At 70.5% G+C, this 11,642-nt stretch carries 9 protein-coding genes; 4 read left to right on the top strand and 5 right to left on the bottom strand.

Going from position 1 to position 11,642, the window contains the following annotated elements:
• Positions 1 to 1,873: 1,873 nt before the first annotated feature.
• The 3 genes from MUY22_RS12140 to MUY22_RS12130 all read right to left on the bottom strand — a co-directional run bounded on the left by MUY22_RS12140 (position 1,874) and on the right by MUY22_RS12130 (position 4,162).
• Complete coding sequence (locus MUY22_RS12140) at positions 1,874 to 2,197, bottom strand: WXG100 family type VII secretion target (protein ID WP_247059604.1); 324 nt, start codon at positions 2,195 to 2,197, stop codon at positions 1,874 to 1,876.
• Positions 2,197 to 2,727: a YbaB/EbfC family nucleoid-associated protein gene (locus tag MUY22_RS12135; RefSeq protein ID WP_247059603.1), complete on the bottom strand. Its 531-nt coding sequence runs from the start codon at positions 2,725 to 2,727 to the stop codon at positions 2,197 to 2,199. Before MUY22_RS12135 ends, MUY22_RS12140 begins: the two co-directional genes overlap by 1 nt.
• A gap of 142 nt (positions 2,728 to 2,869) precedes the next feature.
• Positions 2,870 to 4,162, bottom strand: coding sequence for an MFS transporter (locus MUY22_RS12130; protein ID WP_247059602.1), 1,293 nt, complete (start codon positions 4,160 to 4,162; stop codon positions 2,870 to 2,872).
• A 297-nt stretch (positions 4,163 to 4,459) separates the two neighbouring features.
• Here MUY22_RS12130 and MUY22_RS12125 point away from each other — a divergent pair, with 297 nt between their 5' ends.
• On the top strand, positions 4,460 to 5,041 hold the full coding sequence (locus MUY22_RS12125; protein ID WP_247059601.1) for a YqgE/AlgH family protein: 582 nt from the start codon (positions 4,460 to 4,462) through the stop codon (positions 5,039 to 5,041).
• Here the strand turns inward: MUY22_RS12125 and MUY22_RS12120 are convergent.
• The gene (locus tag MUY22_RS12120) at positions 5,038 to 5,451 is read right to left on the bottom strand and encodes an SdpI family protein (protein ID WP_247059600.1); all 414 of its coding nucleotides are present in this window, start codon (positions 5,449 to 5,451) and stop codon (positions 5,038 to 5,040) included. The genes MUY22_RS12125 and MUY22_RS12120 overlap by 4 nt on opposite strands.
• 65 nt (positions 5,452 to 5,516) lie before the next feature.
• Here MUY22_RS12120 and MUY22_RS12115 point away from each other — a divergent pair, with 65 nt between their 5' ends.
• From MUY22_RS12115 to MUY22_RS12105, 3 genes are all read left to right on the top strand, one after another.
• Complete coding sequence (locus tag MUY22_RS12115; RefSeq protein ID WP_247059599.1) at positions 5,517 to 6,677, top strand: esterase-like activity of phytase family protein; 1,161 nt, start codon at positions 5,517 to 5,519, stop codon at positions 6,675 to 6,677.
• A 151-nt stretch (positions 6,678 to 6,828) separates the two neighbouring features.
• Positions 6,829 to 9,669 (top strand): leucine--tRNA ligase, encoded by a 2,841-nt coding sequence (leuS, locus tag MUY22_RS12110; protein ID WP_247059597.1) that lies wholly within the window; start codon positions 6,829 to 6,831, stop codon positions 9,667 to 9,669.
• Between the two features lie 456 nt (positions 9,670 to 10,125).
• The gene (locus MUY22_RS12105) at positions 10,126 to 10,863 is read left to right on the top strand and encodes an SDR family oxidoreductase (RefSeq protein ID WP_247059595.1); all 738 of its coding nucleotides are present in this window, start codon (positions 10,126 to 10,128) and stop codon (positions 10,861 to 10,863) included.
• Here the strand turns inward: MUY22_RS12105 and MUY22_RS12100 are convergent.
• Positions 10,860 to 11,597 (bottom strand): TetR/AcrR family transcriptional regulator, encoded by a 738-nt coding sequence (locus tag MUY22_RS12100; RefSeq protein ID WP_247059594.1) that lies wholly within the window; start codon positions 11,595 to 11,597, stop codon positions 10,860 to 10,862. The two genes, MUY22_RS12105 and MUY22_RS12100, sit on opposite strands and share 4 nt — an antisense overlap.
• Positions 11,598 to 11,642 lie beyond the last annotated feature (45 nt).

Here is an 11,642-nt window from a genome sequence, read left to right as displayed (position 1 = left end):
CATAGCCGCCGCTCGACGAGCCGCCGGATGAACTCTCGCCGTGCGGCGAGCCGCCGCCGTGCGGCGGGCTGCTCGGTGAGCCTCCGGTCTGCGACGGGCCACCAGAGGAATCCGCGCCGTGCGAACCGCCCGACGAGCTGCCGCCGTGCGACACCCCACCCGACGAACTCGGCATTCCGCTGCCACCCATCGGCGGCGTTGATCCACCTGCGGGTGCCTGCTGCTGGGGAGCCGGACCATCCGACGCGACTCGCTGCGCCTCGGGCTGCTGCTGTGCGACGGGCTCAGCCGCCTGACGCGCAGGACCCTGCACGTCAGGCTCCGAACGTTGCGACGCGGGTTCCGGCCTCTGCTGGGAAGCAGGAGCCTCACCTCGCGACTCAGGCTCGTGCCGCGACTCCGACGCCGTCTCGTGCCGCGACTCTGCCTCGGAAGACGCCTCACCCCGAGACTCCGGCTCAGACGATGCCTCGCTCCGCGACTCGGGCTCGGACGGCGCCTCGCTCCGCGACTCCGGTTCTGACGACGACTCCGCCCGCGACGGCGGCTCTTCACTCCGTGACTCCGGTTCCGACGACGAACTCGGCTCCTCCGAGCCCCGCCGCGAATCCCCGGACTCGTCGGCACCCCGGGATTCACCGGACTCACCGGACTCACCTGAGCCGCTCGGCTCGCCGGATTCACCGGTGCTGCGCGAACCCCCGGACTCGCCCGATTCACCAGAGTTGCGGGACTCCCCAGAGCTGCCCGAGCCCGAGCCGGAGCCTCCGGACTCGCCGGCTCCACGAGACTCCCCCGAGCCGGAATCCCCCGACCCCGAGTCCCCGGAGCCAGAACCCGACTCCGAATCTCTCGAGCCGGAGCCGGAGCCCCCATCCCCACCAGGCTCAGCCCGCGGAATGTTCGCCTCATGCACCGAGTGCAGCTGCTCCTTGGCGCCCCCGACAGCCCCACCGACGGCCCCACTCGACGCGCCCGTCAGCAGCTGCTCCGGCGTCAACGACCCGAGATCCCCCGTCACCGCGGCCTGACCAACCGTCTGCGCGACCCCCTCGGCAGCCCCCCGCGCCCCGGCCCGCATCGCCGCGTCCGCGATCTGCCCACCAGCGCTGTGCGACAACCCCTCGGTCGCTCCACGCCCGATCGCGCCGCTGCCGGCTCCGACGACTCCGCCGACCGCGCCCGAGATCGCCGAATCCGAGGTCTTGGACCAGTCCCAGCTCTGGCGATCTCCCTTCGCCATCTGCAGGCCTTGAATACCCGCGTCCATGCCGAGGTTGATGGCCTCGTTCTTGAGGACCTCCATGCCGATCTTCTTGAGGCCCTGCTTGAGCAGCTTCTCCAGCAGCTCTTTCGCGACCTGCTTGAACCCCTGCTGCGCCAGCTTCTCGAGCAGCTGCCGGAACAGCATCTGCACGGTCATCCGCGTCGCGATCTGGGCCGGCGCGATGCCCGCCGTCGAGCCGCCGAACGTCACCGCCGCGGCCGCGATCATCGCCGCGATCTGGGCGGCCAGCACGATCAGCGAGATGATGATCATGTACTTCGTGTACTCGACGTCCAGGGCCGTCTGGTCGCACGAGTCGCCCAGCGCCTTCGTCGCGTCGGCCAGCTGCTTGAAGTACGCCTCGTCGCCCTCGACGAACTTCTTCCACTGCTCGACGAACGCGTCGGCGCCGTCACCCGTCCAGTTGTCGCGGATCCCGGACGCCGCCTGGTTGCCCGCGTCCGACGCGGGGCCGATCGCGGAAGACGCCGTGTGCCACGCGTCCCGCAGCGCGCGCAGCTTGGTCTCGTCGCCCTCCGGCCAGCTCTCGCCGACGACGATGGGCAGCAGCCACTTGACCGCGTCGGGCATCTCCATACCCACGGGTCATTGCCCCTTGCCGAGCTGGGACGTCACGTCTTGGTCGGCGCCCGTCAGGGCCTTCATCGACTTGTCGACGTTCTGCTGCATCCCGCGCAACCCCTGCACGAGGTTGGTGAAGCCCTCGACGGCACCCTGCGCGCCCGGCACGTAGTCCTTCGCGAACTCCTTGCCGGAGTCGTCGCCGCCCCAGCACTCGCCCTGCGCGGACAGCGCGCCCTGCAACGCCTTCAGCGCGTTGTCGAGCCCGTCGGCGGCCGTGACCAGGCCGGTCGACGCGCGCAGCACCGCGTCCGGCTCCGCGGTGAAGCCGGCTCCCCCGTCCGGCATCAGTCGCCCCTCGTCATCCAGGACGACGGCGGCTCCTCGTCCTCGTCCGCACGCGGCGGGCGGACACGCTGGGGTGCGGGCGCAGGCGCCGGCGGCTGGTCGTTGCGCAGGATCGAGCCGTCGTCTTCGAAGGATTCGGGACGCGGCGGCTCGGGAGCTTCCTCGGCGAAGTCCGGGATCGGCGGCACCAGCCCGGCCAGCGACGGCGCGCCGTCGACCAGGTCGGCGAGGTCGGGCAAACCTTCGGTGATCGGCGCCATCAGGTCCGCGATCTTCTGCTTGACCTGCAGCGATCCCTGACGCACCAGGGTCTGGACGGTGTTCGCGAGCTGCGCGGGGGTCGTGCGCTCGAACGCGTTCGGTGCGAACTCGAGCTTCGCGAGGCTGCCGCCGGCGTCGATGGTCGCGCGGACCAGGCCGTCGGGGGACGTCACGTGCGCGGTCGTCTCCGCCGCCGCGGCCTGGGCGTCACGCAGCTGCGCCGTCTGCCGCTCGAAGTTCTCCAGGAGGGTGTCCATCTGGTCCTTCATCGCGGCATTGCGTGCCTGAAGGCGCGCACGGTCGTCGCCCGCGGTGGTCACAGGAGCCCCCGGTGTCCCTCGAACCTACTAATGACTTCCCGTCACCCTAATGCCAATGGAGCAGTCATCGGAGCCGGTTCGGGCGTTTGCCTCAGCGAATCGTCCGGCGCCGGGCGAGGAGGTACCCGGCCCCGCCGACCAGGTAGCAAACGGTTGCGGCGATCAACAGGCCCGGCGACCGGCCGTCGTCCGGGATGACGAGCGCGCCCAGTGATACCGCCGCCACCTGGGTGATGTTGAAGAGCGTGTCGTAGAGCGCGAAGACGCGGCCGCGGGCTTCATCGGCGACGTCGAGCTGGATCGACGAATCGACGCAGAGCTTCAGCACCTGGCCCGCGCCGGTGATGAAGAACGACGCGAGCAGCGCGCACGGCAGCACCATCGGCAGCCCGAGCGCGGACTGCGCGATCGCCGCGACGACCAGCGCGCCGAGCACCGCGCGCACCCGTCCGGCGCGGCGGATCAGCCGGGCGGTCAGCAGGCCGGCGATGAGCAGCCCGGCCCCGGCCAGCGCGGCCATCTGCCCCAGCCCGGGCAGGCCGGCGCGCAGGAGACCGTGGTCGGTGAAGTAGTTGCGCATCAGCAGCACGGTGACCAGCAGCGAGACGCCGAACGACGCCCGGTGCGCGAAGAGCGCGATGAACCCGGCGGTGACGCTCGGCGCGCGCCAGGCGTGCTTCGCGCCGTCGGCCAGCCCGCGGGCGACCGCGACGAGCGGGTTCGTCGGCTCGTCGACCACGGACGGCCCGAGCAGCCCGCGCGCGAACCCACGGGCGATGAACGCCGCGACCAGGGTGCCGAGCACCGCGAACGCCGTCGTGTACGCCGAGCCGGCGTCGTCGCTGCCGAACAGGGCGCGCAAGCCGATCGCGCAGCCGCCGCCGATCACGGCGATGACCGAGCCGATCGTCGTGGCGAACGCGTTCGCCGTCACCACACTCGGCGGCGGGACGACGTGCGGCAGTGACGCCGAGAGCCCGGAGCCGATGAAGCGGGAGATCCCTTCTGCGGCCAGGGCCAGGGAAAACAGGCCGACCCCGCCGAACCCGAACCCGACGGCGGCGGCCGACGCGAGGATCGCCAGGCCGCGCAGGAGGTTCGCGAAGATCAGGACCTTGCGCCGGTCCCAGCGGTCGAGCAGGGCCCCCGCGAACGGCCCGACGACGGAGTACGGCAGCAGCAACGCGGCGAACCCGCCGGCGATGGCTAGCGGGTCGGCGGCGCGTTCGGGGTTGAAGAGCACGGCACCGGCGAGCCCGGCGCGGAAGACGCCGTCACCCCAGCTGGCGGCGAAGCGGGTGAAGAGCAGACGCCGGAAGGCCGGGTCCTTGAGCAGCGCTTTCGGCCCTACGCGCGGGGTTGCCGTCTGGGCGCTGATCGTCACGAACCCAGAGTAGAGGGTGGCCGACGCACTTCGGGGGGCTCCGGGGGCCCTCCCCCGGTTGGACGCCCTCGGGGCGAGATCGCGAAAGTGGCGCAGCCACTGAGTAAGAGGTGGCCGACGCACTGAGGTCGCCTCTCGGCGGCTATGCGCAGTGTGGCTCCAGCCGGACTGGTATTCCACAAAGGCGGTTCTTCAGTGAGCCCGGGGGACACGGAGTGCGCCGACCACTGTTTCAAACGAGGCGGGTGGGGCGATTGTTCCCGAGCCGAAGTAATTCGCCGGGCCAGAGGTGAGATCATGGGTCGCGTGCCAGCGGACGCCGAGGTTGAGCCGGGAACGCTCCTGGTCGCCGCCCCCACCATGGTCGACCCCAATTTCCGGCGGACCGTGGTGTTCGTCATCGATCACCGCGACGAGGGCACGCTCGGCGTCGTCCTGAACCGGCCGAGCGACGTCGCCGTGCACGACGTGCTGCCCAACTGGGGTGGCCACGTCGCCGAGCCGCAGTCCGTGTTCGTCGGCGGGCCGGTGGAGAAGAAGACGGCGTTGTGCCTGGCCGCGCTGCGCACCGGCGAGACCGCGGCGAGCGTGCCGGGCGTGATCGCGGTCCGCGGGCCGGTCGCGCTGGTCGACCTGGACACCGATCCCGAGGTCCTGGTGCCGAAGGTGCGCGGCGTGCGCGTGTTCGCCGGGTACGCGGGCTGGGACTCGGGCCAGCTGGCCGGCGAGATCGAGCGGGACGACTGGGTGATCGTGCCCGCGTTGCCGAGCGACATCCTGGCCTCGCCGAGCGGCGACCTGTGGAGCCAGGTGCTGCGCCGCCAGGGCGTGCCGATCGCGCTGCTGGCCACCCATCCGGGTGACCTTCAGCGGAACTAGGCCTTCTTGAAGACGCCGCAGCCGCCCTCGCCGCACGCGCAGCCGCTGCAGCCGGCGGGCGCCGCCGGGGCCGGCGCGGGGACGGTCAGCGCGGCCCGGTTGCCGAGTACGCCACCGCCCACGACCAGCACGAACATCGCCACGAGGCCCCCGAGCGCGGCGGCGATCAGGCCACCGGCCGACGGCATCGCGAGCCCGGCCAGCCCGGAGAGGATCGAGATCGCGCCACCGGCGGCCGTCGGCAACCCGGCGACGCGGTTCGCGAGCTTGAACGCGTCTTCGCTGCGCAACGCGGCCTGCGTGCGCACGCCGGTGCCGCCTTCGCGCGTCAGTTTTTCGCGGACGCCGAGGACACCGCCCCAGCCGACGACGACACCGAGCAGGATCGGAACCAGCGCGATAGCGAACACGGGTCAAGGATAAGCGTGACGTTCTGGCAACCTGCCGGATACCCTGATCGACTGTGCTACAGGCCATGTCACCCCGCGTACTGCCCACCGTGTTGGCCCTTGCCCTGATCGGGGGATTGGCCGCCGCGGCGCCGGCCGATGCCACCGAGAGTCACCAGCGCCCGATCCGGTTGCTCGGCGAGAAGATCGTCCCGAACTCCCTGCAGTACCAGGGGACGACGGTCGGCGGCCTGTCCAGCATCGACTACGACCCCCGCACCGGCGGCTACGCCCTGATCTGCGACGACCGGTCGGCGATCAACCCGGCCCGGTTCTACACCGCGACCTTCCCGATCACGGCGAAGGGCGTCGGTGACGTCACCTTCACCGGCACGAAGCCGCTGCTGCGGCCGGACGGCACGCCGTACCCGCCGCTCACGCAGAATGACCCCGCCAAGCCGCAGAACGAGCAGACGATCGACCCCGAAGAGCTGCGCGTCGACCCGTGGACCGGCGACTACTACTGGTCGCAGGAGGGTGAGCGCACCGCGACGACGTTGATCGACCCGTCGATCCGCGAGGCGCGTCGCGACGGCAAGTACGTCCGTGACCTGCCGATCCCCGCGAACGAGAAGATGACGCCGACGGCAGGCCCGCGGCAGAACCTGGTGCTCGAGGGCATCACGTTCACCGGCTTCGGCGCGCTGCTGGCCAGCGACGTCGAGGGGCCGCTCCTGCAGGACGGCCCGGAGTCGACGCTGACGACCGGCGGCGTCTCCCGGATCACGCTGCAGGGCCGCTACGGCCCGGTCCTCGCCCAGTACGCCTACCCGCAGGAGCCGATCTTCGCGTCACCGGTCCCGGCCGGCGCGTTCGCGACGACCGGCGTCTCGTCGATGCTGGCCGTCGACCAGGCCGACCCGACGAAGTTCCTGATGATGGAGCGCTCGTTCGTCACCGGCGTCGGCAACAAGGTGCGCGTCTACGAAATCGACACGACGGGCGCGACGAACGTCCTGAACGTGCCGTCACTGGGCGCGGCGAAGCACGTCACGCCGGTCAAGAAGCGCCTGCTCTTCGACGCGGCCGACCTCGAATTGTCCACTGTGGACAACCTGGAGGGCATGACCTGGGGCCCGAAGCTGCCGAACGGCGAGCGCAGCCTGGTGATCGTCAGCGACAACAACTTCTCGCCCACCCAGGTCACGCAGTTCGTCGCACTGGCGGTCCCCTCCGAACGGCTTTGACCAGCAAGTTACGATGAACGTATGAACACGGCTCGGCTGCTCCTTAGCCTGCCGCGCTGACCGGTCCCCGGCCGGCGCGGCGACCCCTCATGCCCTCGAGGCTGAGGGGTCGAGTTGTTTCTGGAGTACCTCGCGACGAAGGAAGACGGCGATGACCGAGACAACAGGGACCGACGTCCCGGCGCACCGCTACACGGCCGCGCTGGCCGGTCAGATCGAGCGGCGCTGGCAGGACTTCTGGGCCGACCACGGCACGTTCCACGCGCCCAACCCCGTCGGGCCGCTGGCGGTCGAGGGGCAGCCGGTCCCCAGCGACAAGCTGTTCGTCCAGGACATGTTCCCGTACCCGTCGGGCTCCGGCCTGCACGTCGGGCACCCGCTGGGCTTCATCAGCACCGACGTCTTCGCCCGCTTCCACCGGATGATCGGGCGCAACGTGCTGCACACGATGGGCTTCGACGCGTTCGGCCTGCCGGCCGAGCAGTACGCGGTCCAGACCGGGCAGCACCCGCGCAAGACGACCGAGGAGAACATCCGGACCTACCTGCGCCAGATCCGGCGCCTGGGCCTGGGCCACGACGAACGCCGTCGCATCTCCACGATCGACCCCGAGTACTACCGCTGGACGCAGTGGATCTTCCTGCAGATCTTCAACTCCTGGTACGACGTCGAGGCGGGTGGCGCGCGGCCGATCGCCGAGCTGGAGGCCGCCTTCGCCGACGGCTCGCGCCCGACACCCGGTGACAAGGACTGGGCCTCCCTGAGCGCGGTCGAGCGCAAGACGATCATCGACGACCACCGTCTGGTCTACATCTCCGAGGCGCCGGTCAACTGGTGCCCGGGCCTGGGCACGGTGCTGTCGAACGAAGAGGTCACCGCCGACGGCCGCAGCGAGCGCGGCAACTTCCCGGTGTTCCGCCGCAACCTGCGCCAGTGGATGATGCGGATCACCTCCTACGCCGATCGCCTGGTCGACGACCTGGACCTGCTGGACTGGCCGGAGAAGGTCAAGTCCATGCAGCGGAACTGGATCGGCCGCTCGCACGGCGCCCGCGTCACGTTCAAGGCCGGCGAAGACGCCATCGAGGTCTTCACGACCCGGCCGGACACCCTGTTCGGCGCCACCTACATGGTGCTGGCGCCGGAGCACCCGCTGGTCGACAAGCTGACCGCGGCCACCTGGCCCGAGGGCGTCGACAAGCGCTGGACCGGCGACGCGGCAACGCCCGCCGACGCCATCAAGGAGTACCGCGTCGCGGCGTCGCGGAAGTCCGAGCTGGACCGGCAGGAGAACAAGGAGAAGACCGGCGTCTTCACCGGCGCGTACGCGACGAACCCGGTCAACGGCAAGCAGATCCCGGTCTTCGTCGCCGACTACGTCCTGATGGGCTACGGCACCGGCGCGATCATGGCCGTCCCGGGCCAGGACGTCCGCGACTGGGAGTTCGCCGAGAAGTTCGGGCTGGAGATCATCCGGACCGTGCAGCCGTCCGACGGTTTCGACGGCAAGGCGTTCACCGGCGACGGCCCGGCGATCAACTCCGGCTTCTTGGACGGCATGGACGTCGCCGAGGCCAAGAAGACGATCATCGAGCGCCTGGCCGAAGACGGCACCGGCGTCGGCACCGTGCAGTTCAAGCTGCGCGACTGGCTGTTCTCGCGCCAGCGCTACTGGGGCGAGCCGTTCCCGGTGGTCTACGACGAGGACGGCCAAGTGCACGCCGTCCCGGAGTCGATGCTGCCGATCGAGCTGCCCGAGGTCGCCGACTACTCGCCGGTGACGTTCGACGCCGATGACCGCGACTCGATGCCGTCGTCCCCGCTGGCCCGCGCGACCGACTGGGTCGAGGTCGAGCTGGACCTGGGCGACGGCCCGAAGACCTACCGCCGCGACATCAACACGATGCCGAACTGGGCCGGTTCGTGCTGGTACCAGCTGCGGTACGTCGACCCGACGAACGCGGAGTCGTTCTGCGCGCCGGAAAACGAGGCGTACTGGATGGGCCCGCGCGCCGCCGAGCACGGCGCGGACGACACCGGCGGCGTCGACCTGTACGTCGGCGGCGTCGAGCACGCGGTGCTGCACCTGCTGTACTCGCGGTTCTGGCACAAGGTGCTGTTCGACCTGGGCCACGTGACGTCCAAGGAGCCGTACCGGAAGCTGTTCAACCAGGGCTACATCGAGGCGTACGCCTACACCGACGCGCGCGGCGTCTACGTCGCGGCCGAGCAGGTCGAGGAGCGCGACGGCAAGTACTTCTTCGAGGGTGAGGAAGTCAGCCAGGAGTACGGCAAGATGGGCAAGAGCCTGAAGAACGTCGTCACGCCGGACGAGATGGCCGAGAACTACGGCGCCGACACGTTCCGCTTCTACGAGATGGCGATGGGCCCGCTGGCCATGTCCCGCCCGTGGGCGACCAAGGACGTCGTGGGCTCGCACCGCTTCCTGCAACGGCTGTGGCGCCTGATCGTCGACGAGGCGGGCGGCGAGCTGCGAGTGTCCACAGAGGACGCTTCGGAGGCGGACCGCAAGGTGCTGCACCGAACCGTGGCGGGCGTCCGCGAGGACTACGCGGAGATGCGCTTCAACACGGCCGGCGCCAAGCTGATCGAGCTGAACAACCACGTCACCAAGACGTACGGCGCGACCGCGTCGACACCGCGCGAGCTGGCCGAGCCGCTGGTGCTGATGCTGGCCCCGCTGGCCCCGCACATGGCGGAGGAGCTGTGGCGCCGCCTGGGCCACGCGGACTCGCTGGTGCAGGGCCCGTTCCCGGTGGTGGACGAGAAATACCTGGTCGAGGACTCGGTCGAGTACCCGATCCAGGTCAACGGCAAGGTCCGCTCCCGCATCACGGTCCCCGCGAACGCCGCACCGGACGCGGTCCAGGCGACGGCACTGGCGGACGAGAAGGTCGCCGCCCTGGTCGGCGGCGGCACGCCACGCAAGGTGATCGTTGTGCCGGGCAAGCTGGTCAACATCGTCCTGTAGGCCGCGCTGGTGGCCACCCGGTTCGCTGGGTGGCCACCAGCCAGCCCCGAGCCCGGCCACTGTCCGTTGGGGGTGGCCTCGTCCGGGCCCAGCTGCAGTTGTCCACTCTCTGCCGGGCGGGCCGCCTGGGCTCCCAACTGCGGTCGTCCAGCACGCGGCTGAGTGGTCGCCACCGGTCTTCGACCCGGTTGTCCGCCGTCGCCGACCGGCCGCCATCGGTCCTCCGGCCAGGTTGTCCACACCCACCGCCGAATGTGGACAACCGTTGCCGCGCAGCCACTTTTCCGGCCCTCCGTCGCACCCCGCCGATAGACTGGACCTGGGGACGCCCCCCTGGGAGCGGTGGGGGGTGTCTTGGTTCCGCAGCGCGACGGCGGAAAGGTGCCAGTGCTCGCGTGGCGTTCTCGATTTGATTGAGCGGTCAAGGAAATCCGCTCGATCGAAGGAGAACCCGGCATGACCCTCGACGGCAAGGTGGCCCTGGTGACGGGCGGCAGCCGCGGCATCGGTGCGGCCACGGCACTGCGGCTCGCCGAGGACGGCGCCGACGTCGCCCTGACCTACCAGCACAACGCCGGGCAGGCGGCTGACGTCGTCGACAAGATCAAGGCCTTCGGCCGGCGGGCCCTGGCGATCCAGGCGGACTCGGCGGACGCCGCCGCGGTGTCGGCGGCCGTGGAAACCACGGTCGTGGAGTTCGGCCGCCTCGACGTCCTGGTGAACAACGCCGGCGTCGGCTTCGTCGGGCCGCTGTCGGACACCGCGATCGAGGACGTCGACCGCGTGCTGGCGGTGAACGTCCGCGGCGTGCTCGCGGTGACCAAGGCCGCGGCCGCCCACCTGGGCGAAGGCGGCCGCGTGATCACGATCGGCAGCTGCGTGACCGACCGCGTACCCGGCCCGGGCATGGTCCTGTACGCGACGAGCAAGGCGGCGATGACCGGCCTGACCAAGGCCCTGGCCCGCGAACTCGGCCCGCGCGGCATCACGGTCAACCTGGTCCACCCGGGCCCGACGGACACGGATATGAACCCGGCAGACGGCCCGTACGCGGCCGACCAGCGCGCCCTGACGGCGTTCGACCGGTACGGAACGGCGGCCGAGGTGGCGTCGGCGGTGGCCTACTTCGCGGCCCCGGCCAACGGGTACGTCACGGCGTCGACCCTCTCGGTCGACGGCGGCCACGCGGCCTAGCTGCGGTCGAGCCCGATTTCCTTCGCGAGGTCGATCAGCATGGACTCGAACAGGACGTCCGGCTTGGACATCGGGATCGGGTAGTTGCCGAAGACCTCGAGCGTGACGTGCCCGTAGAGCCGGGCCCAGAACTGGATCATCAGGTACGTCACGCCGAGGTCGAGTCGCTCCGCCGGGATGTTCTGCCCGGACTCGGAGAGCACGTCTACCAGCGACTGCTGGAAGGTCATGAGGTCGTCGCGCAGCTCGTCCGGCACCCCGCTGCTGGGCGGCGTGACCAGGTCGTGCATCGCGAGCACCCGCCCGGCGGCGGCCAGGAAGATCCGCCCGAACGGCTCGTCGACCCGGCTCAGCGCACTCCCGGCCGCGGACCCGACCCCACCGGTCGGCGACGCGAAGACGAGCGTGAATTCCTTCGTGTGGGTGAGTGCCCACCGCCGGAAACCCTTGCAGATGGCGAACAGCTGCAGCATCCCGTCGTCGGGGATCTCCGCGATGTCCTCGGCCAGCTCGTCGGCCAGGTCCGCGCAGACGTCGAGCCGCAGGTTCTCGACCAGGTCGTCGCGCGATTCGTAGTACCGGTACAAGGCGGGCGCGGTGATCCCCAGCTCCCGCGCGATCGCGCGCAGAGTGACCGCCTCGGGCCCCTGCTCGACCAGGAGCCTCCGGGCGGTCCGCCGGATGTCCAGTTCGGTAGCCGCACGCGCGCGACCCCTCCGCGTGGGGTGGCTCATCCGAACAGTCTAGGCGCTTACGACAACAAGTCCCGAACCAACGCG

It is taken from the genome of Amycolatopsis sp. WQ 127309, from assembly GCF_023023025.1.
GTDB lineage: Bacteria > Actinomycetota > Actinomycetes > Mycobacteriales > Pseudonocardiaceae > Amycolatopsis.
The sequence above is the reverse complement of the archived record's forward strand: the minus strand, read 5'-3'. Positions and strand labels throughout refer to the sequence as shown.